Origin of the sequence: Methylobacter sp. BlB1 (assembly GCF_015476545.1) — a bacterium.
Taxonomy (GTDB): domain Bacteria; phylum Pseudomonadota; class Gammaproteobacteria; order Methylococcales; family Methylomonadaceae; genus Methylobacter.
In genome coordinates this window covers 16,621-39,848 of the sequence record NZ_JADMKV010000012.1, presented here as the reverse complement: position 1 = coordinate 39,848, position 23,228 = coordinate 16,621, and the positions used below count along the sequence as shown (strand labels likewise).

The following is a 23,228-nucleotide window of genomic DNA, read 5'->3' as shown; positions in this document are numbered from 1 at the left end:
GAAACAGTTAAAGATTATTAACAGAAACCATTTATAACTAAATGATTACGCTATCATAGCTGAATCCAATCATGAGCGCATATAGTCCTCTTGAAAAATCTTTTGATGATTTTAAGAGCCTAAACTGTCCCAATTCTTTGAATTGCTTTATTGTGAATTGCAAATGTGTGCGGCAGTGCGCCGCTCGATACCGGCCGACTTACACGAAAATCGCTAAACAGGAGCATTATTATGCAGAAAACTATCGGCTATGCTGCCCATGATCACCATTCTCCGCTCGTACCATTCCGCTTTGAGCGGCGCGATCCCATGCCGACTGATGTCCAGATCGAGATTTTATTCTGCGGCGTCTGTCATTCCGATCTTCATCAGGTTCGTAATGAATGGGGCGGTTCGGTTTTCCCGATCGTGCCGGGCCATGAAATCGTTGGCAGAGTGGCCGCTATCGGTAGCGCCGTAACGGATTTTAAGCTCGGGGAACTGGTCGGCGTCGGCTGTCTGGTCGATTCATGCGGAACCTGTCCCGATTGCCATGATCATCAGGAGCAGTTCTGCGATGCGGCTACCTTCACTTATAACACCCCTGATCCGCATACTGGCCGTATGACTTATGGCGGCTATTCCAACCGGATCGTTGTCGATCAGCGTTTTGTACTGCATATCTCGGATAGCCTTGATCCGGCAGCGGCAGCGCCCTTGTTATGCGCGGGCATTACCACTTATTCCCCGTTACGGCACTGGCAGATAGGGCCGAACGACAAAGTCGGCATTGTAGGCCTGGGCGGACTCGGCCACATGGCGGTAAAATTCGCGCGTGCGTTTGGGGCTCACGTCGTGTTGTTCACGACCTCAGCAAGCAAAATAGAAGATGCCAAGCGTTTAGGCGCGCATGAAGTAGTCGTATCGAAAGATTCCGAGGCGATGGGCAAGCAGCGCGCCAGCTTTGATTTCATCCTGAATACTGTGGCCGCCTCGCATAATCTGGATGACTACACGGCATTGCTCAAGAGGGATGGCACTTTATGCCTGGTGGGCGTGCCCGATCACGCGCATCCTTCCCCGAGCGCGGCCAATCTGATCTTCAAGCGCCGCCGCATTGCCGGCTCTCTCATCGGCGGCTTGAAGGAAACGCAGGAAATGCTCGATTTCTGCGCCCAGCACCACATTACGGCCGACATCGAAATCATTCCGATCCAGCAAATTAATCAAGCCTATGAGCGCATGCTGAAAAGCGATGTGAAGTACCGTTTCGTTATCGACCTGGCCAGTTTGAAGCGCGATGCAGAAAGCGGTTAGCCTTCTTTTTTCAACAAAAAGCAAATGACTGGACTAGAAATACATGCTTTCGAAACGGATATAGCTGAGGATTGTCTTGAATATATTTATTCCCCCAATCAAAAAAACTTAAGTTTCGCTTATTTTTGAAACCGATATTTTTGGTAAAGTTCGAAGAAGAAAAACTTTTGATCATCCAGTTAACAGATTGATATTCGCCGCCGAGCCTGCTCAATAGTAAACAATACAGATGAAATACAACAACGGGCGTAATTCTGCAGTTAAATCAGTCTGACTCAATACTGCTCAAAAGACCATAAAAATTGGATGTAAAAAAAATATCCGACAATGGCGAATACAAACATAGGACATGCCTGACATGAACGAATCCGAAAATCTTGACGACATAGCCCTTGATTGTCACAAACTGATTGCGTCTCAGCAGACATTATTGCTATCGACCGCTACAGCGAACGGCGCTCCCGACATTAGTTATGCGCCTTTTGTACAAGATCAGGCGGGATGCTTTTATGTCTTTGTCAGCGAACTGGCCAGCCATACCGCCAATTTGCTGCAAAATCCGCAGGCATCTGTGATGTTTATCCGTCCGGAATCCGAATCTCATAATCTATTTGCGCGCGAGAGGGCTGTATTTGGATGCAAGGCCGAGGAAATACCGCATGATGATGAAATCTACGCTGTCCAGTTGCAAGCCCTGAGCACCAAATTCGGCGAAGTCGTCAACTTGTTACGCTCACTATCCGATTTTCATCTATTTGCTTTGCGCCCTGAAAATGGACGATACGTGATCGGTTTTGGCCGCGCTTATATTATCGATATGGACGATGGAAGCGTCCGTCCCGTCAACTCAAAAACATAACTATAGCAGCGCATATTGATTTTCAGACGTGATGGCCTTATATCAGGCCTGTCTAAACTTTAAAGAAGATCTTCAGCATGAGCTCTCTGCATATTGTCTGCCCTTTTTGCCATACCATAAATCGAATTCCTTCCGAACGCCTGGATCATCATCCTCATTGTGGCAAATGTAAACAAATTTTATTCGCGGGACAGCCGCTGGAATTAAACGGCAATAATTTCCAACGCCATATTTCGCGCAATGATATTGCTGTCGTTGTTGATTTCTGGGCGCCCTGGTGCGGGCCTTGCAAGATGATGGCCCCGGCTTTCGCCCAGGCTTCGGCTCAACTTGAACCTCGGGTACGTCTGGCCAAGCTCAATACTGAACAGGAACAGGGCATTGCCGCTCAATTCAACATTCGCAGCATTCCCACGATGATATTGTTTAAAGCCGGCCGTGAAATTGCCCGTCAATCAGGTGCTATGGGAACAACAGATATTGTGCGCTGGATCAGCAGCCATGCTTAAACTCATTACTGGCCTACTGGAATAGGATATGGAAATGTGATTGATTGCAGAAATAATTGTGCCGCGCACAGCCTGAACTCTAGATTCAGCATGAGACCTAAGAGTGTGAGCAGAGAATAATGAAGGTAAAACTGAAAGATAAATTAGGAGATGGGGTGAACGATGGGGCTCGAACCCACGACAACCGGAATCACAATCCGGGGCTCTACCAACTGAGCTACGCTCACCATAATGTGGACTTCTCAAGAAATGGCGCGCTTGGCAGGACTCGAACCTGCGACCCCCGGCTTAGAAGGCCGGTGCTCTATCCGGTTGAGCTACAAGCGCAAATTGGTCGGGGTAGAGGGATTCGAACCCCCGACATCCTGCTCCCAAAGCAGGCGCGCTACCAAACTGCGCTATACCCCGACGACCTTCTTTGTTAATGGCTTGCTAAACTTCTCAACCACCCTTGAAGAGATGACTATGATAAGAGGGATTCCCTATCTCGTCAACCATTTTTTGATTATTTTTATAGTTATTTTTCAAATAAAACATAACTCATTGAAATTACAAAACTTCATTATCGCATTTAAATCAAGCCCGGCCGCCTGCACGACGGCCGAATTTGATGATTACAATTTGGCTTTAACAAGCTGATAAATCTCTTCAGCAGCTACATCAGCGTCTTTCATGATCTGTTCCAATTCCGCCAGCTTTGCCTCGGCAAAGTCTCTGTCCTTAAGACTTCCCGCGTTGATGTAGACATTCAGAGCCGCACTTTTTAAGGCGCCGTAACCGGCCATGACAGCCACGCCGGCATCACTGATCACGCCCAGATTACCCTTTTCCGCGGCAATACGGCTTAATTCGATCGCCTCTCTACAAGCGCGGGCGCAAGCCAAAGGCACTTCAGTCGCTTCTTTCAATACGGACTGAATGGCCACGCTGCGCGCTGCCTTTTCCTCTTCCGTTTCTTTCGGCAAGCCGTAAGTGGCCATTAAACGATCAAAGACATCCACATCGGCTTTAATCATGGTGATCAGTTTTTCCCGCAGCGCTTCCGATTTCAACAGTAGCGCCTGCATTTCAGCTTCAACCTCGGCGTATTTGGGCTTGCCGATAGTCAGATTGCACACCATGCTGGTCAGAGCGGCCGACTGCGCTCCCATCACGGCGGCGGCACTGCCGCCGCCGGGCGTAGGCGCTTTACTGGCCAATTCATCAAGGAATGTCTGGACTGATTTATCTTTTATTTCACTCATTACTATCCTTCTTTAATCATTAACTCTGTTTCAGGGACAAGCCATGTGTCCTGAGATGATATTTCGGCTTTACCGTGAGCCTAAATACTTTTGCTATATTATTCCCGACGCCAGTTCGTACCGCCCGGCACATCTTCCAGAATAATACCCTGTTCTTTTAATTCATCACGGATACGGTCAGCGGTTGACCAGTCTTTATTCTTTTTAGCCTCAAGGCGAGCCTGGATTTGCTGTTCTATCTGCTCATTCGATAAGCTCAAAGTGCTTGAACCGGCTATTGCCCCGCCTTTTAGAAAAGTATCGGGATCATCTTGCAGTATTCCCAACAGTCCGCCCAAATATCTTAACGTAGCCGCCAACTGTACCGCCTTTTCCCGGTTGTTTTCCTTGACCTTGTTCAGTTCTCTTGCCAAATCGAATAATACCGATAGCGCGACAGGCGTATTGAAATCATCATCCATAGCCTGTTCAAACCGTGCTTTGTAATCGGCTTCTATTGCCGCCTCTGCCGTCTCGACGCCGCGCAGAGCAGTATAAAGCCGCGTCAAAGCCGCTCCCGCCTCATCCAGATGCTCATCGGAATAATTCAATGGACTGCGGTAATGGCTGGAAAGGATAAAAAACCGGATGATTTCCGGCCGATAGCGCTGCAGCACTTCCCGAACGGTAAAGAAATTGCCCAGCGATTTGGACATTTTCTCTTCATTGATGCGCACGAAGCCGTTATGCATCCATAAATTGACAAACTTTTCGCCGGTTGCCCCTTCCGACTGGGCGATTTCATTTTCATGATGAGGAAACTGCAGGTCCATGCCGCCGCCATGGATGTCGAAATGATTTCCCAGGCAGCAGGTCGACATGGCTGAGCACTCGATATGCCAACCGGGACGCCCCAGGCCCCAAGGGGATCCCCAGGCCGGCTCATTCGGCTTGGCCATTTTCCACAATACAAAATCCATCGGATTCTGCTTGGCCAGATCCACATCGACGCGCTCGCCGGCTTGCAGTTCATCCAGGTTCTTGCCCGACAATTGACCGTAATCTTTGAATTTATTGACTGAATAGAACACATCACCATTGCTGCCGACATAAGCCAGTCCTTTAGCCACCAAGGTCTCAATCATGGCGATAATCTGCTCGATGGATTGTGTGGCTCTGGGCTCGATATCGGGCGGCAGCACCGACAGCGCGCGCTCATCCTCATGCATGGCCTCGATAAAACGCTCCGTCAGCTTGCCGAATTCTTCGCCGTTTTCATTGGCACGCTGAATAATCTTGTCATCGATGTCGGTAATATTGCGCACATAGGTCAAGTCATAACCCAAGTGGCGAAAATAGCGTGCAACCGTATCAAACACAACCATGACGCGGGCATGGCCGATGTGGCAGTAGTCATAAACTGTCATGCCGCAAACATACATGCCGACCTTGCCGGCTTCGCGCGGCTGAAACAATTCTTTCTTTCGAGTCAGGGTGTTATATATTTTTAACATTGAGTTACCATGCCATATCGTTAAAGAATCCGCCTAAGTGCCTGTAATCAACTTCTGCAAGACAGCCAGCCAGATGAAATTTATGTAGATTTATAAACAAAAACCGCACAATTTACCAAGCACATACTTCTCTTTCAAGATAAAAACACATAGAATCTGCCCTTTGCATCACCCACAAGGAAAATCCATGCGCATCCTTATTCTTTCCATGATGCTGTCTCTAACAACACTTTCTTTTGCTAAGGAAAACAAAATGCCTGACACACAACCAAAAGTTAAATTAACGACGACACTCGGCGAAATCGTCATTCAGCTGAATTCTGAAAAAGCGCCTGCTTCATCGGCAAATTTTCTGACCTATGTTAACGAAGGCTTTTACAACGGCACTATTTTCCATCGCGTCATCCCAGGCTTTATGGCACAAGGCGGCGGCTTTGATACCAGCTTCAACCAAAAAGCCACCCATGCACCTATTAAAAACGAAGCCAACAACGGTCTGCCGAACAGCCGCGGCACTATCGCCATGGCCCGTACACCAGACCCTGACTCTGCAACTGCGCAATTTTTTATCAACTACAAAGACAATTCATTCCTGAACTACACCAGCCCTACGCCTAATGGCTGGGGTTATGCCGTTTTTGGCGAAGTGGTTGAAGGCATGGAAGTAGTCGACGCCATGGCCAAGCAACCGACAGGCAATCGCGGCCCGCATCAGGATGTACCTAAAACCGACATCGTGATTGAAAAAGCTGAAGTCATTAAATAATCGCCAAACCAAGAGGAATGACTAGAAGCCCAAGGCAAAACCTAATGCTGCCTTGGGCTTTTTGCACTATTTCTTCATGAATAAAGACATCCTATTCATATCAGATCTCCATATCTCTCTGGATAAACCTGAAATCACGCGCCGATTTCTAGACTTTCTTGAACAGCGAGCCACTAAGGCAGAAGCTATTTATATTCTGGGGGATCTTTTTGATGCTTGGATAGGCGATGACGACCCTACTCCGCCCAACAGCAAGATTCGGAAACATCTGAAGCAATTGACCGGTTCGGGCGCGAAAGTCTATTTACAGCAAGGCAACCGCGATTTCCTGCTGGGCGATAAATTCTGCCAGGAGACCGGTGTGACTTTGATTGATGATTATGCGGTTATTGATCTTTATGGCATGTCTACCTTGCTCACACACGGCGATTTGCTCTGCACCGACGACCTGCCCTATCAGGCTTTTAGAGCCAAATCACATACGCCGGAATGGAAACGCTATGTCTTATCGAAACCGTTGCTCCTACGTTTACTGATGGCTCGCTGGTACCGTTTTCGTAGCCACTTTCATAAACGTAAAAAAACTCTGGAAATCATGGACGTCAATCAAGACACGGTAGTAACCGTCATGCGGGAACACAACTGCTTGCGCCTGATTCATGGACATACTCACCGGCCCAGCGTTCATGACTTCGAAATAAACGGTCAGCCGGCCCAACGCTTTGTACTTTCCGCTTGGCGAAGGGATGCGGCCGAGGTGTTGTGCTGGAACCGCAATGGTTATCGCATAGAAACCATTTAACCTAACGATTAAGTTAAATAAAGTCTGACATTCAGATCTAGGTATCGGCCTTTATTAGATTTCCTAGTCAGGTGAGGCTCCGCTAAATTCAAGCCCATCAATGCAAGCCAATCGCAAAAGCAGGCGGTATATCGAGATAAAGTTGCCATGTACGCCAGGACTGACAGACTCAAAAAACCATTAAATTTCCAGTATTTTTATAGGATATGTGTTTTATTTTGAAGAAATAAACATTGATTACTTTCCGCAATCTTAGCTCAGACAAGCACACAGTAAAGATCTTATAATCACCTTAAAAGTTGACTTTTGAGGCAAAATCATTAAATTTAGGCGTCTGGTGTGACCAGGAAAAATTCCTTTTAGAATAAGAAGTCACCCTAATGCTTTAAAACTAATATTAGTCTTAAAAAACATAATCAGTATTCTGTCTAATTAGCAGAATATCAGGAGAAATATATATGAAGAAGCCTTTAAAAAGTTGGCTGCTTGCTTCAAGTGTGGCTGCTATTTTAGCTGCGCCAGCGGTTTCAACTGCTAACACCGAAGTTGAGAAATTGACTCAAAACCCAGCTAACTGGGCTACTTGGGGTGGCAACTACGCAGGTACTCGTTACAGCAAACTGAATCAGATCAACGTCAACAACGTTAAAAATCTGCAACCTGCATGGTCTTTTTCTACAGGTGTATTACGTGGTCATGAAGGCGGCCCACTGGTAGTTAATGACATTCTTTACATCCACACGCCATTCCCCAACACTGTTTACGCGATTGACCAAAAAACTCAGTCTGTAATTTGGGAATTCACACCTACACAAGATGCTGATGTTACTATTCCGGTTATGTGCTGCGACACTGTTAACCGCGGTTTAGCTTACGGCGACGGCAAAATCTTCTTGCAACAATCTGATACCGTTTTAACAGCTTTGGATGCTAAAACCGGTAAACGCGTATGGAGCGTACAAAACGGCGATCCTAAACTGGGCATGACCAACACGCAAGCGCCATTAGTTGTCAAAGACAAAGTAATCACTGGCATTTCTGGTGGTGAATTCGGTGTTCGTGGTTTCTTGGCCGCTTATGACATCAGAACTGGCGAACTGGCTTGGAAAGGCTACAGCATGGGACCAGACGGCGATACGCTGATCGATCCTAAAAAGACAACAACCTGGAAAGACGGTAAAGTTACTCCAGTTGGCGAAAACTCAAGCACAAGCACTTGGGAAGGCGACCAATGGAAAATCGGCGGCGGTACAACCTGGGGTTGGTACAGCTACGATCCTAAATTGAACCTGGTATATTACGGATCAGGCAACCCATCTACTTGGAACCCTGTACAACGTCCTGGCGACAACAAATGGTCCATGTCTCTATGGGCTCGTGATGCTGACACCGGGGAAGTTAAATGGGTTTACCAAATGACTCCTCACGACGAGTGGGATTTCGACGGCATCAACGAAACAGTTCTGGTTGACCAGGAAGTCAAAGGCAAAATGCACAAAACTATCGTGCATTTCGACCGTAACGGTTTTGGCTACACGTTAGATCGTGAAACTGGTGAATTGCTGGTTGCTGAAAAATTCGACAAATCTGTTAACTGGGCTACCCACGTTGACATGAAAACAGGTCGTCCTCAAGTTGTCTCTAAATACTCTACCGAACAAAACGGTGAAGACGTAAACACTGAAGGCGTTTGCCCTGCTGCATTAGGTAGCAAAAACCAACAGCCTGTGTCTTACTCTCCTGACACCGGCCTGTTCTACATCTCTGGCAACCACTTGTGCATGAACTACGAGCCATTCGAAGTTTCATACACAGCTGGCCAACCTTATGTAGGCGCCACATTGACCATGGAACCTGCTGGCGCAGACGTTATAACAGGCAAACCTGATGACTCAACCAACCTGGGTCAATTTACAGCGTATGACGCTAAAACCGGTAAAATCGCCTGGTCTAACAAAGAGCAATTCTCTGTATGGTCAGGTTCTGTTGCTACAGCCGGCGGCGTTGTATTCTACGGCACTCTGGAAGGCTACCTGAAAGCGGTTGATGCTAAAACCGGTAAAGAATTGTACAGATTCAAAACACCTTCCGGCATCATCGGCAACGTTAATACCTGGGAATACAACGGCAAACAATACGTTGGCGTTCTGTCAGGTATCGGCGGCTGGGCTGGTATCGGTATCGCTGCCGGTCTTGACACCGGTGAAGAAAACTCAAACTCTGAAGGTTTAGGTGCTGTGGGCGCATACAGAAGCTTGAGCTCTTTCACTAAATTAGGTGGTACATTAACTGTATTCGCATTACCTAATTAATAAATCGATCTGATTTTTTAGATTGATCCTAAAAGCCCTGGCCGATTACCGGTCAGGGCTTTTTTTTGCTGTTCCGTTTCCTAAGCTAGACATAATATAAACCTGAGCTATAGTTAGATTTTTCTATCCCTTATAAGGAAATTCTATGTCACCGCAATATGCATTCGATCAATTAATGAACGAATTCAATCTGCGCCCTGCCGATTTTTATTTTCTGGATTTGATGCCATTGATTGAAATCATATGGGCCGATGACGATAATCAGCCAGGAGAGTTAAGACTTCTCTATAACTTTCTTATCGAGCATATTGCCTTCTTGGACCGCATAGCAGGCATTCAGGTAGTCACTTCTGAAGATGCCGATGCTTTTCTTGATCGCTTTGCGCATAACCGGCCTTCGTCCCGCTTGCTGACAGAATTGAGATCAATTGTCTCTAAGGCAGTGCCCACGCATAGACATCCAACCATTTTTGAATACTGCCTGGACATCGCCGCGGCCTGTACGACCCAGTATCCTTACGGATTAAGAGACAGAATTATTGATGAAGAAAAAAAGCTATTAACGAAAATCTTCGCCGAACTTAACATTAAGCCGGATACAATGCTACCTGACCAGGTCTAAATACCTGCATTGAACTAACTTTTTGTTTAAATAACAATTCGTTATACAGTAAACTAGTTGTTCTTATTGTTCAATTTACACAAGGAGAACTTAATGCGGGCTTCGCATCAGATTCATAGAGTACTTGCCGGGTTATTTTTAACCGCAATGACGTTTTCGGCCGCAGCAGAAGAAAAATTCAAAGTCTGCGCAGATCCACTGAACCCGCCTTATTCGACTAAAAGTCAGGACGGCTTTGAAAATAAAATCGCCGAACTGTTCGCCAAGGAACTCGGACAGACGCTTGAATACACATGGCTTCCTCAACGTATCGGCTTTGTTCGCAATACCTTGAACGCGCCATTAAAAGAAAACGATGCAGACAGTAAAGAGTTTAAGTGCGATGTCATTATGGGAGTTCCTGCCGACTATGACCTCACGTTAACGACAGTGCCCTACTACCATTCAACTTATGTGCTGTTGATTGCCAAGGGCCGCGGCTGGGATGACATAAAGGATGCTTCTCAGTTGGCCGATCTTTCGCCGGAGCGTCAGGAAAAATTGCGGATTGCCATGTTTGACCGCGGCCCAGGAACAGCCTGGCTGCAGCAAAGCGGCCTGCTTGACCAAGGCATTCCCTATCAATCCATGTCAGGCGATGCGGAAAATAACGTAGCCATGCAGATGCTCAAAGATCTGAACGCGAAAAAGATTGACATGGTTATTCTTTGGGGCCCGATGGCCGGCTATGTCATTTCCGAAAGCCCCAAGAACAGTTATACGATGATTCCGATGCAGTCAGCCCCCGGCATGAAGTTCGACTTCTCGATGGCGATGGGCGTGCGCTTTGGCGATAAGGCCAGACAGGAAACACTCAATAAACTGATTGCCGCCAACGCGGACAAGATTCAAGCGATCATTAAAAGCTACAACGTCCCTTTATTGCCGATACCGAGACAGGTGAAGCATGAAGATGATGATTAAATTATCCTGATAAAGGCAAAGGCGACCTCTCAAGGTCGCCTCGTCTTAATTACGATTGAACAATTTAACAAGATGAGCCAATCTGGCAGCCCGCTCATGCGACAACTGGTCCCACTGGAAACGCCATTGCCAATTGCCTTCAACAGTGCCGGGAACGTTCATCCGATGACTGGAATCCAGTTCCAGAACGTCCTGCATAGGAATGATCGCCAGATTGGCGACCGAAGCCAGCGCAGCGTGTATCAGAGCACAATGCAGAGGCATTGAGGGATTGCCGAGATATTCATAAGTGAATCTTTTTTCCTCCTCGCTCAATGCTTGCGACCAGCCTAAAGTCGTATCATTATCGTGAGTACCGGTATAAACCACGCAATTTTTTTCGTAATTGTTCGGCAAATACGGATTATCAGGTCCGCTTCCGAAAGCAAACTGCAGAATCTTCATACCCGGCAGCCCAAATTCATCGCGCAGTTCCACGACTTCCGGGGTAATGACGCCCAGATCCTCAGCAACCAACGGAATTGATCCATGTTCGGCTTTTATGGCGTTCAGCAGTTCTTCTCCTGGCGCCTTAACCCATTGACCATGAATCGCCGTCTCCTCCTCGGCCGGTATTTCCCAGGCAGCCTCAAGTCCTCGAAAGTGATCTATACGTAGAATATCGAAGAGCTCAAGCTGGGTATGCATACGCTCAACCCACCAGCGGAATCCGGTGTCCTTAAGATATTCCCAATCATAATGAGGATTTCCCCAGCGCTGCCCCTTGGCAGAAAAATAATCGGGCGGCACGCCTGTCACTACGGACATTTGACCGGACTCGTCAAGTTTAAAAACCTGACGGTTAGCCCAGACATCGGCACTATCGTAAGAGACGAAAATGGGAATATCGCCGAACAACAGTACGCCGCGCTGTTTAGCGTAAGCCTTTAATTCCAGCCATTGCCTGAAAAAGACGTATTGTTCGAATTTGGTTTTCTCAATTTCCACGTTCAGGCGTCGGCAGGCTTCTTTGATCGCTTTTGTATCTCTTTCCTTGAAGTGCTCCGGCCACTGAATCCAGCACAGCTGATTAAACTCATTCCTGAGCGCGATAAATAGGGCAAAATCATCGAGCCAGAATGCCTGCGTCTTGCAGAAACGCGCAAACTGCTCCTTCTCCTGTGGATCGGCACGCTCCAGAAACCCTTGAAAGGCCATTCCCGTCAAGTAGGCTTTGTCGGAATTTGAAGCGTTTTGATAGTCCCGCGCGGATAATGGCAGCCAGCCTTTATTGGCCAGCCAATCCATGTTAATAAATAATGGATTGCCTGCATGCGCCGATAAGCACTGATAAGGTGAACGGTCCGCATGGGTCATGCCCAAGGGCAGCGTTTGCCATACGGTGATGCCGGCATCCGCGAGAAAATTGACAAAATGATACGCTTCCTGGCCCAAATCCCCCTGAATGCCGCCACCTGGTAACGACGAGATATGCAATAATATGCCGGCACGGCGTTTGTTTAACATGTCATTCCTGTTTAGTATTTTTTAGATATGTTCAATACCGGGTCGCATTGCGCCGCCCATAGCCGGAGCGCCTGAACCCTGTGTAAATGACATAGACAGATAAGCCGGCGGTTCCTTACCTAATAATCTGTACAAATTGGTCAAATTAAGCCGGAACTGTTTTTCAAAGTTACTGACCGCTTCTCCGGGATTGTAATCGCCAAACCACCAGAACCAGTCGGAGCCTTCGCAGACAGCCAGCTGAAGCTCGGCCTTGAGCACCTGATCGTCAGTCAGGCGTCCTGTGGAAATAACCTTATCGAACGCCCATTTCGCATCACCGAGCATATCCCAGCCTCGATTTTTATCGGAATCGCCTATCCAGGTCGAGAAAGTGCCATAGACCCAACTGCCGGCCACCAGTCTGGGCAAAGGCTTCACATCCACTTTATTTTTCAAGCATTCCGAAAAAGTAGTTAATTCAATTTCCGGATGACTGGATAATCGTTTATACAAAGCACTGAGAAAATAGTAACCGTTAGCAGGAAAATATTCCCAGGCGTTTTCGCCATCCATAATGATAGAAACGACCGTATCCCCCGGCTCATGCTTGGCAATATTTTCCAGATGATGGATCAAATCGCTGACCGCATCATCGGCATGCCATTTGGAATACTCAAAACCGATCAGGTCGGATAATCCGTCATCACGGAAAAAACAGGCAATATCGGTATTTTGAAGCTTAAACGGATGATGTATGCTCGGCTTTTCCGCGCCCTCAATCAGATTTAAACTGTTATGCGCCACTGAGCCGCCGCTTGCGGCCCAGTCAAAACCGACATCATCCAGTATTCTCAACGTCTGTTCGCTGATACTGCCCTCCGAAGGCCAGCATCCTTTCGGCTTAAAGCCAAAAAAGCGTTTAAAGGTCTGCACGCCTTTTTCAAGATGCCATCTGACTCGCTCTTCTCCGCCCGGATAAGCATCCAGTTCCGGCAGCGGCGCATGAGGCATGGCTTCATGCGTAGAATTCAAATCCAGCAAAAGCGGCATGATCGGATGCGCATAAGGCGTTACCGACAGCTCAATCTGGCCTTTTCTGGCCAATACCTTATATCTCAGAATGACGTTAGCCAACTGCTCGCCTATGATTTCCAGGATTTCCAGTCTTTCATGCAGCGTATAACCGGCACCTTTTTCTATCAAGCGCTTTACTCTGATATCCCCTAACTTGACGGTTTCTCCTATCCAGGCCAGGTGATACCAGACCAGAATGTCGCTAATAAATTGAGAATTGACGTAATTTAAAGACTCATAATGGTGTTCAAGCCACTCGGCCATCTCAACCAGCTTTTTAAATGCCGGGTAACGATTGATTTGCCGCTCCCGATTGGCGCGCATGCAATCCTTGATCAATTTCAAGCGCGCTTCGGGATCGGCAGGGATGCTGGGTTCAACCAGCGCCGCCAATAGCGGGTCAGTAATTGAAATACCGTCGTGCAAATAACTGCTGACTTGCTTGGCATAGTCCTCTATCTGTTCCAGCAGGATAGGCGCAAAATTTACCACGGCCTTGGCTTGGGGCGCCGCCTCCAGATGCGCCGCCATATCAACGTAGTCTTTAATCACATGCAGATACGTCCAGGGCAGTTTATATTCGCCGGTTTGCAAATCTCTGTATTCCGGCTGATGCATGTGCCAGCACAATACCAATTTCAATTTCTTTTTAACCATAATGTCGTCCGCTTTGTCCTTTACTGTCCGGCGTAATCAAAATCACCTCATCTGAAATATAAAATGTTTCTTCTCGAGACCCTCACGACACTTCGCCTATCTCACGTAGTGTCTTCGAAGCCCCAGCATATCAGGCGTCACTAAAACAACCCCGCCGGGGCTGACATAAAATCTTTTTTCATCTTCTTCCCTGTTTTCGCCGATCACGGTGCCTTCCGGTATTTCACAGCCTTTTTCTATAATGGCTTTCGTGATGCGGCAATGGCGGGCAATATTGACTTCAGGCAGAACAATCGTGTCTTTCAAGGTGGTATAGGAATTGACCCTAACATTAGAAAACAGCAAGGAATGCCTGACTGTCGATCCGGAAATAACACATCCGCCAGACACCATGGAATCGACGGCCATTCCACGCCGCTTGTCATTGTCAAAAACAAATTTGGCCGGCGGCGCCTGTACCTGGTAAGTCCAGATCGGCCAGCTCTTGTCATAGAGATTCAGATCCGGCTTAACGCCAATCAACTCCATATTAGCGGCCCAGTAGGCATCTATCGTACCCACATCGCGCCAGTAACTTTGCTCACCGCTTTGCAAATCCAGGAACGGATAAGCATTGACCACATATTTATCAATGACGGACGGGATAATATCTTTGCCGAAATCACGGCTTGACCCCCGCGTATCGGCATCTTTGATCAATTGTTCATACAAAAACGCGGCGTTGAAAATATAAATCCCCATCGATGCCAGTGCCGTATCGGTTCTGCCCGGCATGATCGGCGGGTTTTTCGGTTTTTCTACGAACGACTTAACGCGCCGGTTGACATCGACGTCCATGACACCAAAAGCCGTCGCATCCTGCAGCGACACTTCGATGCAGCCTATCGTTAAATCGGCATTTTTTTCGACATGATCGGCCAACATGGGACCGTAGTCCATTTTATAGATATGATCGCCGGCCAGTACGAGGATGAATTCAGGCCTGCGGCTACGCAGAATATCGATATTCTGGTAAATCGCATCGGCAGTCCCTGCGTACCAGGAGCCTTCCTCATGCCTTTGCTGGGCCGGCATCAGGTCGACATACTCGCCGAACTCGCCGCGTAAAAAACCCCATCCCTGCTGAATATGGCGAATCAAGGAGTCGGCTTTGTACTGGGTCAGAACGCCTACTTTACGGATGCCGGAATTGATACAGTTGGACAGCGGAAAATCGATGATCCTGAACTTGCCGCCGAAAGGAACAGCGGGCTTGGCGCGCCAATCCGTCATATTCTCCAATCGCGAACCACGACCACCGGCTAGGATTAAAGCAATGGTATTACGTGTTAAATGACTGACAAAACGATCATGATGCTGATTACTGGTCGCTGACATTTTTGATCTCCATGTGGAATAGGCTCACAACTGTTATTTAATTTTTGGTAATATTTACGCATTCATTATCACGAAATCATTATCTTACTATTCCGAGGGCATTCAAAGTGAAAAAGCAGTCGACCAGTACGCTTGACTCCGATTCTATTAAAATCATAGAAGCCAGGCATCATGACCCTTTTTCTGTTTTGGGCCGCCATCAAAAAAACAAGTCAACTCAGATTAAAGTCTACCTGCCTTACGCCCAATCAGTGCGCTTGGATAATGATGGCCCTGCGTTCCAGAGAATAACCGGTACGGACTTTTTTGAATATACCGCCGAAAGTGAAGAATTACCAAAACATTATAAGCTCTCCTGGATAGATAAGGACGGCTATGCGCACGAGAATTACGATCCGTATGATTTTCCTGTGCAGTTATCGGAGTTTGACCGGCATTTATTCGGAGAAGGCCGCCACTGGCACATCTATCAGAAACTGGGCGCTCACTTGCATAGCACTGACGGCATTGAGGGCGTGCTATTCGCCGTCTGGGCGCCCAACGCCGGCCGGGTCAGCGTTATCGGCGACTTCAATCTGTGGGACGGCCGCTGCCACCCGATGCGGAACCTCGGCAGCAGCGGCATCTGGGAGCTATTCATACCGGGCCTGACAACCGGCTGTTTATACAAGTTTGAAATAGTGAACCGGCAGAGCAATGAAGTTCTGATCAAGACCGACCCTTATGGGCAGCAATTTGAATTCCGCCCCAAAACGGCATCCATTGTCGTGAATGAAAAAGGCTATGCCTGGCAGGACCACCAATGGATGAACCAGCGCAGCACAAGCCGCGATTGGCTGCATGAACCCATGTCGATCTATGAAGTCCATCTGGGTTCCTGGAAACGTGATCCTCGAGGCAATTTCCTCAATTATCGTGAACTGGCGGCACAGCTCGTCGACTATGTGAAAGAAATGGGCTTCACCCATATTGAACTGCTGCCCGTGACCGAACATCCTCTGGATGCGTCGTGGGGTTATCAAACTACCGGCTACTTCGCACCGACCAGCCGCTACGGAACCCCCGATGACTTCCGCTATTTCATCGACACTTGCCATCAAAACAACATAGGCGTCATCCTGGACTGGGTGCCCGCGCATTTCCCCAAGGATTACTTTGCCTTGGCCCGCTTCGACGGCAGCGCGCTTTATGAGCATGAAGACCCGCGCAAAGGCGAACACCGCGACTGGGGCACGCTGATCTATAACTACGGCCGCAATGAGGTAAAAAACTTCTTGCTGTCCAGCGCCATCTTCTGGCTGGAAGAATTCCATCTCGACGGCCTGAGAGTCGATGCCGTCGCCTCGATGCTCTATCTGGACTATTCACGCGGCCCGGACGACTGGATTCCGAACATCTATGGCGGCAACGAGAATCTGGAAGCCATCGATTTTCTGAAAGAACTGAATACGGTCACGCACGACCAGCATCCCGGCACCGTCATCATGGCCGAGGAATCCACTTCCTGGCCGCAGGTGACGCGGCCGACCTGGACCGGCGGGCTGGGCTTCTCCATGAAATGGAATATGGGCTGGATGCACGACACGCTGGCCTATATGAGCCAGGAACCTATCCACCGCCAATATCATCATGACCAGCTCACCTTCGGCATGCTTTACGCGTTTACCGAAAACTTCACCCTGCCCTTCTCGCATGATGAGGTCGTGCATGGCAAAGGCTCTCTGGTCAACAAAATGCCCGGCGACGAATGGCAACGCTTTGCCAATCTGCGGCTGTTATATACCTATATGTACACCTACCCGGGCAAAAAACTGCTGTTTATGGGCTGCGAATTCGGGCAAGGCACGGAGTGGAATTTCAACCGGGCTCTGGACTGGTATGTGTTGGATTATGCGCATCATCGCGGCGTGCAAAAACTGGTAAAAGACTTGAACACACTCTATAAAGATCATCCGGCTTTATACACGCATGATTTTGACCATCACGGGTTTGAATGGATCGATTGCCACGATGTACAACAGTCCATCATCAGTTACCGCCGCAAAAGCGATCATGAAGAACTGTATATCATCCTTAACTTTACCCCGGTCGTCAGGGAACACTACCGGATCGGCGTTCCACAAGCCGGCACTTACACTGAAATCTTCAATTCCGATTCCACCTATTATGACGGCGGCAACGTCGGCAATGGCCAGGTTACCTCGGAGCCTATAGCCTGGATGAATCAGCCTCATTCCCTCAGCCTTACTTTACCCCCTTTAGGAGCCATCATCTTAAAGCCATAAAGGATTGCAAAAACAAGCTATGAAAAAAATACTTTTTGTCACCAGCGAAGCCCACCCTTTGATCAAAACTGGAGGCCTCGCTGATGTTTCAGGCAGCCTGCCCAAAGCACTGGCCGAGTTATCGCAAGACGTACGCCTGGTCATGCCCCATTATCAGGCCATCAAAACGCATGGCGATGTCCGCTTTCTTTGCTCCGTGCGAGTCGATAACCGCGATGTCAACATTCTTGAAACGCGCATGCCGGATAGTCCGGTTATCGTCTGGCTGGTCGATTATCCCGAGTTTTTCGATTATCCCGGCAATCCTTATCACGATGAGCAAGGCAACGACTGGCCCAACAATGCCGAACGTTTCGCCTTGTTTTGCCGCATTGCCGCAGAAATCGCCATGGATCGGGCTCACCTGAACTGGAAGCCCGATCTCGTGCACTGCAATGACTGGCAGAGCGGTCTGGTTCCGGCATTGCTATCCTTGGAGCACGACCGGCCGGTTACCGTGTTCACTATACACAACATGGCTTATCAGGGATTATTCCCGAGCAGCAGCACAGCCCCATTGAATTTACCGGGTCAGTTATGGCAGCCTTACGGGCTTGAATTCCATAGTATGTTGTCCTTTATAAAAGGCGGCCTGGTTTATGCCGATCGCATTACCACGGTCAGTCCGACTTATGCCCAGGAAATTCAAACACCGGAGCTGGGTTACGGCCTTGAGGGGCTTTTGACTTATCGCAAGGAGTTCTTAAGCGGAATTATCAACGGCATTGATACCGAACAGTGGAATCCGGCAACCGATCCCCTCATTGAGCAGCACTATCAGGCCGAATCCCTTCAGGACAAACAACTCAACAAGTTTGCCCTGCAGAGAAAACTGTCGCTGCCGGTTGACGAGCATATTCCGGTCATTGGCCTGATCAGCCGGTTGGTTGAGCAAAAAGGCATAGATCTGTTGCTGGAGTGTCTGTCCGAAATGGCCGGCATGCCCTTGCAATTTGCACTGCTCGGCAGTGGCGACAAGGTCTTTGAACAACGGCTGTTGAATTTTGCCCATTCATATCCCGACAAGATCGCAATCACTATCGGCTATGATGAATCGCTGGCCCATCTTATCGAAGCCGGCGCCGATATTTTTCTGATGCCGTCGCGGTTTGAGCCCTGCGGCTTGAATCAAATGTACAGCCAACGCTACGGCACTTTGCCGGTCGTCCGCAAAACCGGCGGCTTGGCCGATAGTGTCGTTGATGCCGTGCCTGAAACAATCGGCAATGGCACGGCCACCGGCATTGTTTTCAACGACGCCAGCGCCGGCTCTCTGATGGAAGCGATCAAGCGCGCGCTGATTTTATACAGCATGCCCGACATCTGGAAAAAACTGCAGGTTAATGCCATGAAAAAAGATTTTTCCTGGCAGCGCAGCGCCGAGCAGTATCTGGAATTATATCGGAGCATCTCACTCCATCCTTGAAAAGGCGACCATCCCGGCCGCCTTTAACCGCTTGTTAGCCCGTGGAGGTTGAGTTGGATACAACACGCCTGCTATTGATCTTCATGCTGCTGTCCGGCAAGCTCGCCCTGGCGGAGCAAACCGTCATTGAAGTGATCCCGCTGGCTAACCGGCCAGCCTCCGAGATACAGCCCCTACTCGAGCCCTTGTTGGAATATACCGAGCATGTGATTGCCAACGGCTCCAGCCTGGTGATCAAAACCACGCCGGAACGGTTGACTGAAATCAGGGCGCTGGTCAGCGAACTGGACACCCGACTGAACAATCTGGTCATTACCGTTATTCAAAGCCGGCAGCTGACCGTCGACGAGCTCAACGCAACAGCCAGAGTCAGAATCAGCGGTCCGATCGATGATCCATCGAAAGCCCGCGCCAGCGTATATGGCCACTACTCTCAAAATCAGAATCAGTACGCCAGCGAAAGCACGCAAACTATTCGGACCCTGGAAGGCAATACGGCTTACATTCAAGCCGGCGACACGTATCCAATGGAAAACGTGCAGATCTACGATTCGGGCTATGGTCCTACATTATCCACCACGACCGACTTTATCGACACGACGACGGGCTTTGCCGTCACGCCAAGGCTTGCAGGCGAACAGGCCATTCTGGACGTCTCGCCCTGGTCGGACAAACTCAACGCGCGCGGCCAGATGGAAACCCAAGGCGCACAAACCACAATTCGGATCAAACTGGGCGAATGGGTGGAACTGGGCGGCATCTACGAAGACAACCAAAGCAGAGGTGGTGGAAATTTGGCCCGCAGTCAAAAAAACGGCCAAAACAAACTGCGCATTTTTGTGAAAGTCGACAAGACCGATTAGAAGAAAGCGCTGGAACATAAAACCAAATCAAATCTGGACATCTACGGCTTAAGTTACAACAAAAGCGGTCCATCGATTAAAAATAATCCGTAAGATAAGCCGATTGCAGGGCGGCTACGAGTTTGCCCGCATCTGCTCGAGCGAGTTAGCGAACAGAAAGGTGGCCAGCAACACAGGACTCCAGCGATTGAATACCGCCTGCCGCTCAGCATCAGCTAAGCGCGCTCGACGTGTCCTATGAAGTGCACAATCAAGAACGATACCGCTGTCAATGATATTATTGACCTTCGGCGCCGTTGATCAAATCGTCCCCATTGCTGCCGCCGCAAACCGCTTCATTCCCGCCGAGTTCATCGGCAGAATCGCCGTCCCCCAGTTCGAAAATGGCATCGTTATCTTGCATATCGTACTGAAGGTCGGACTCAGCATTTTCCTCTATTCCTTCAAGAGGCGGAGATCCGGAACAGCGAAAATCCACTGCGACATCCGCTTTTAGAGCGGAAGCACTATTCGGTTCTATTCCGTGAGATGTAATAGCGTAAAAAAACAGTATAGCGGCCAATGTATAAATTTTCATAACCTAACTCCTCTTTTCTTGCGCAATCACGCCTTACCTTAACTGTTGCCCCTTCCTCAAGTCATGCCGGCTGGATTGGAGCTTTAGCGAAAGACCGGCCCTGGTGACGTTCAGACCTCTCTTCGTCAGTCACTTATTGCAAGCCAATTGTGATATTCGGACGGTTCAGGAGAAATTGCCGGGGCAAAGTGATCTAAAAACCACGACGATTTATTCCCATATGGTTCGAGGCAGAACTTTAAAACAGGCACGAAGCCCGCTTTATTTTTACCACAATTAAAAATACTGCGAAAACAAAATTAAGACTTACCTGTTCTTTATCCTTTTCCTACCCAGAGAAGATTGGGATGAAATGGGCTAAAAGAAAGCTATTTTTAAAGCCTGTGAAGGCGATTTGGTTGCTATCACAAGCCTAACACTTAGGCTGTGTTCGTCTTCCAGCCAGCTCTGCAATTCCTTCAGCGTCATCGATAGACTATGTGCTAGCTGTTCCTTGATAGCCGCTTCATACGGCTCCAGCCGCGAGCATTTGCAGCCGCCGGAGGGCTCGCCCTGGACGGCTCCAGTTTCACGCCATAAGACGTGCATCCTGCAGACGAAGGCCAGGCTGACCCCGTATTGCAAAGCCACGGTCCGCACGGTGTGGCCTGCAGCAGCGGCTTCAGCCACACGGCTGCGTAAATCTTCTGAACAAGGTTGGCATGATAAAAAACTGGCTTATAGCGTTTAACAAATGGTCAGTTTATAGCCTTTATCTAAACGATAACTTCCCTAGCCTCAATTCATGGCTTACCTGCTGCGAATCGACAACTGAATCTACGGACGAGGTTTCTGAGGACCAGCTAACGCCTCAGCCAGCAGGGAAGCAGCAGCGAAGAGTCAATCATATGATGAATTTTTTATGGTTCGGTTGAACTTGAGCATGGTTGGTGATTGTCAGATGCAGCAGAACGACCGGCGCTCTGCTGCATCCCAACCCCTACTGAGCGAAGCACCCATAACACGCAGCAGTATATAAGGCTTAGCAATGCTGTTCTGGTCAACGCAACAGAATCTAAATCATTCGTCTATGAAAAGAATAATAAAAGAATGGATTAAGCACCATGATTGCCATTTTCACTTAGCCTCTCCATTTATTAATATTTCATGCAGATGGTCTTTGTGCATTCTTTTATTGTTAAACGGCTGCTCAATTCAAGATTACAGGCCGACTCCTCTGCCTTTGTATATGAATGAATCCGGACCACCTATTGCCGACGCGCCTCCACCAAATGCGTTTTCTGCCGAAACTAGAGCTACTTCAGTTCCCTCCGAAACATTAGTTGAGCCTAAGGAACTCACGTTGAACCAGGCGGTGCAAACCGCTTTGAAATCTGATCCGCGAATCAAAGCCGCCTTAGAAAACATCAGTCAGGCCGAAGCTGATCTGATTACGGCAGGATTGATACCCAATCCTCAGATAAACACCGATATACAGTTAATGCCTTTGAATCGGTCATTTACAGCCGACCGGCAAGGCGGGCCTCCGCAATTTGATTTTAATGTCGCCATGCCTGTCGATTGGTTTTTGTTTGGAAAAAGAGCGGCTGCGATAACGTCCGGGCAATATGAGGTCGAAGCGTCAGCGGCTGACTTTGCCAATACCGTCCGGCTTAGGATCGCAGCAACTATTGCAGCATTCTATGACGTTCTGGAGATGCAGGCGATGCTGGATCTCGCCTATGAAAACCAGCGCAATTTAATCAAAATGGAGCAGATTATTCTTAAACGGGTGGCTCTCGGAGGAGTCGGCACCATCGAAGCAGACCGAATCAAGCTCTCTATTTTCAGTAGCCACCGTGAAGTTCATGCGCGAGAACTGGATTTAGCCTCCGCGTTTAACCGGTTACGTACCCTGTTGGGTATCAAAGACAATATTCCCATTAAAGTAAAAGGCACATTGAAAATCAACACATTGGCAAAGCCGATAGATGCTGAAACCGCCTTTAGATTAGCCGAGGAAAACAGGCCCGATCTAAGCGCCTTGCATCGCCAATTAGATAAAGCCGACTCAGATATAACGCTGGAAGAAAGAAAAGCCTATCCGCAAGTAATACCTGGCATTGGCTATACCAGACAATTCCAACAGCAGGCCATCGGCTTTCCCGACGCCAACTCGTGGATGGCCGGAATCAATCTCACCGTGCCTATTTTTGATCGCAATCAGGGCAACATAGCCAAAGCGAAGTCCATTAAAACTCAAACACAGTACAATTTACAGGCCCAGCTTGTGGACTTGCGCGCGGAAATTGACCAGGCCGCGAAAACTTTTGCTTCTTCGTATCAATTTTTAACCAACGACGATCCAGGACAACTGGAAGCGGCAAGAAATGTGCGGGACAAAATCACCCAAGCCTACGAGCTAGGCGGTAAAACCCTGATAGAAGTATTGGATACACAGCGGGCCTACCTGGAAACCTATCGAGTCCATATCAATGGGCGATCCAGCTATTGGCACGCATTGAATCAACTTAACGCAGTTATTGGCAAAGAAGTATTACGATGATCCATTCAACTTTTTTGTACAGTTGCCTCAA

19 protein-coding genes and 3 tRNA genes are annotated in these 23,228 nt (G+C 48.5%); 12 read left to right on the top strand and 10 right to left on the bottom strand.

Annotated features, from left to right (window positions below):
* Positions 1-231: 231 nt before the first annotated feature.
* The 3 genes from IT781_RS06760 (at position 232) to trxC (ending at position 2,664) form a co-directional block, all read left to right on the top strand.
* Positions 232-1,296, top strand: a complete 1,065-nt coding sequence (locus IT781_RS06760) for an NAD(P)-dependent alcohol dehydrogenase (RefSeq protein ID WP_194969379.1) — start codon at positions 232-234, stop codon at positions 1,294-1,296.
* Between the two features lie 358 nt (positions 1,297-1,654).
* Positions 1,655-2,155, top strand: a complete 501-nt coding sequence (locus IT781_RS06755; protein WP_194969378.1) for a HugZ family protein — start codon at positions 1,655-1,657, stop codon at positions 2,153-2,155.
* Between the two features lie 77 nt (positions 2,156-2,232).
* A complete protein-coding gene (gene trxC, locus IT781_RS06750; RefSeq protein ID WP_194969377.1) occupies positions 2,233-2,664 on the top strand; it encodes a thioredoxin TrxC in 432 nt (143 codons plus the stop codon).
* A gap of 151 nt (positions 2,665-2,815) precedes the next feature.
* Here the strand turns inward: trxC and IT781_RS06745 are convergent.
* From IT781_RS06745 to cysS, 5 genes are all read right to left on the bottom strand, one after another.
* Positions 2,816-2,891 (bottom strand) — tRNA-His (locus IT781_RS06745).
* 23 nt (positions 2,892-2,914) lie between these two features.
* Positions 2,915-2,991 (bottom strand) — tRNA-Arg (locus IT781_RS06740).
* Positions 2,992-2,995: 4 nt separating this feature from the next.
* A tRNA-Pro gene (locus tag IT781_RS06735) sits at positions 2,996-3,072 on the bottom strand.
* A 206-nt stretch (positions 3,073-3,278) separates the two neighbouring features.
* Positions 3,279-3,908, bottom strand: a complete 630-nt coding sequence (gene fchA / locus IT781_RS06730; protein ID WP_194969376.1) for a methenyltetrahydrofolate cyclohydrolase — start codon at positions 3,906-3,908, stop codon at positions 3,279-3,281.
* Between the two features lie 98 nt (positions 3,909-4,006).
* Complete coding sequence (gene cysS / locus IT781_RS06725; protein ID WP_194969375.1) at positions 4,007-5,401, bottom strand: cysteine--tRNA ligase; 1,395 nt, start codon at positions 5,399-5,401, stop codon at positions 4,007-4,009.
* A gap of 187 nt (positions 5,402-5,588) precedes the next feature.
* Here cysS and IT781_RS06720 point away from each other — a divergent pair, with 187 nt between their 5' ends.
* The 5 genes from IT781_RS06720 to IT781_RS06700 all read left to right on the top strand — a co-directional run bounded on the left by IT781_RS06720 (position 5,589) and on the right by IT781_RS06700 (position 10,866).
* A complete protein-coding gene (locus IT781_RS06720) occupies positions 5,589-6,167 on the top strand; it encodes a peptidylprolyl isomerase (protein ID WP_194969374.1) in 579 nt (192 codons plus the stop codon).
* Between the two features lie 76 nt (positions 6,168-6,243).
* Complete coding sequence (gene lpxH, locus IT781_RS06715) at positions 6,244-6,969, top strand: UDP-2,3-diacylglucosamine diphosphatase (protein ID WP_194969373.1); 726 nt, start codon at positions 6,244-6,246, stop codon at positions 6,967-6,969.
* A 458-nt stretch (positions 6,970-7,427) separates the two neighbouring features.
* Positions 7,428-9,281, top strand: a complete 1,854-nt coding sequence (locus IT781_RS06710; protein ID WP_194969372.1) for a methanol/ethanol family PQQ-dependent dehydrogenase — start codon at positions 7,428-7,430, stop codon at positions 9,279-9,281.
* A gap of 145 nt (positions 9,282-9,426) precedes the next feature.
* On the top strand, positions 9,427-9,903 hold the full coding sequence (locus IT781_RS06705; RefSeq protein WP_194969371.1) for a hypothetical protein: 477 nt from the start codon (positions 9,427-9,429) through the stop codon (positions 9,901-9,903).
* A gap of 93 nt (positions 9,904-9,996) precedes the next feature.
* Positions 9,997-10,866, top strand: a complete 870-nt coding sequence (locus IT781_RS06700; protein WP_194969370.1) for a quinoprotein dehydrogenase-associated putative ABC transporter substrate-binding protein — start codon at positions 9,997-9,999, stop codon at positions 10,864-10,866.
* A 45-nt stretch (positions 10,867-10,911) separates the two neighbouring features.
* Here the strand turns inward: IT781_RS06700 and malQ are convergent, their stop codons facing one another.
* From malQ to glgC, 3 genes are all read right to left on the bottom strand, one after another.
* Positions 10,912-12,372, bottom strand: a complete 1,461-nt coding sequence (gene malQ / locus IT781_RS06695; RefSeq protein WP_194969369.1) for a 4-alpha-glucanotransferase — start codon at positions 12,370-12,372, stop codon at positions 10,912-10,914.
* Between the two features lie 21 nt (positions 12,373-12,393).
* Complete coding sequence (locus IT781_RS06690; RefSeq protein WP_194969368.1) at positions 12,394-14,085, bottom strand: glycoside hydrolase family 57 protein; 1,692 nt, start codon at positions 14,083-14,085, stop codon at positions 12,394-12,396.
* A 96-nt stretch (positions 14,086-14,181) separates the two neighbouring features.
* Positions 14,182-15,462, bottom strand: a complete 1,281-nt coding sequence (gene glgC, locus IT781_RS06685; RefSeq protein WP_194969367.1) for a glucose-1-phosphate adenylyltransferase — start codon at positions 15,460-15,462, stop codon at positions 14,182-14,184.
* A 107-nt stretch (positions 15,463-15,569) separates the two neighbouring features.
* On the opposite strand from glgC, the gene glgB reads away from it, so the two are divergent.
* From glgB to IT781_RS06670, 3 genes are read left to right on the top strand one after another with little or no spacing between them, the layout of a single operon-like run.
* Positions 15,570-17,747, top strand: coding sequence for a 1,4-alpha-glucan branching protein GlgB (gene glgB, locus IT781_RS06680; protein ID WP_194969366.1), 2,178 nt, complete (start codon positions 15,570-15,572; stop codon positions 17,745-17,747).
* 19 nt (positions 17,748-17,766) lie between these two features.
* Positions 17,767-19,212, top strand: coding sequence for a glycogen synthase GlgA (gene glgA, locus IT781_RS06675; RefSeq protein ID WP_194969365.1), 1,446 nt, complete (start codon positions 17,767-17,769; stop codon positions 19,210-19,212).
* 53 nt (positions 19,213-19,265) lie between these two features.
* Positions 19,266-20,075, top strand: a complete 810-nt coding sequence (locus tag IT781_RS06670; RefSeq protein ID WP_228778978.1) for a hypothetical protein — start codon at positions 19,266-19,268, stop codon at positions 20,073-20,075.
* A 277-nt stretch (positions 20,076-20,352) separates the two neighbouring features.
* Here the strand turns inward: IT781_RS06670 and IT781_RS06665 are convergent, their stop codons facing one another.
* Positions 20,353-20,652, bottom strand: a complete 300-nt coding sequence (locus IT781_RS06665; protein ID WP_194969363.1) for a hypothetical protein — start codon at positions 20,650-20,652, stop codon at positions 20,353-20,355.
* A 357-nt stretch (positions 20,653-21,009) separates the two neighbouring features.
* Positions 21,010-21,321, bottom strand: a complete 312-nt coding sequence (locus IT781_RS06660) for a hypothetical protein (protein WP_194969362.1) — start codon at positions 21,319-21,321, stop codon at positions 21,010-21,012.
* 400 nt (positions 21,322-21,721) lie between these two features.
* Between IT781_RS06660 and IT781_RS06655 the strand changes: the two genes are divergently transcribed.
* Positions 21,722-23,197, top strand: a complete 1,476-nt coding sequence (locus IT781_RS06655) for a TolC family protein (protein ID WP_194969361.1) — start codon at positions 21,722-21,724, stop codon at positions 23,195-23,197.
* The last annotated feature ends 31 nt before the right edge of the window (positions 23,198-23,228 follow it).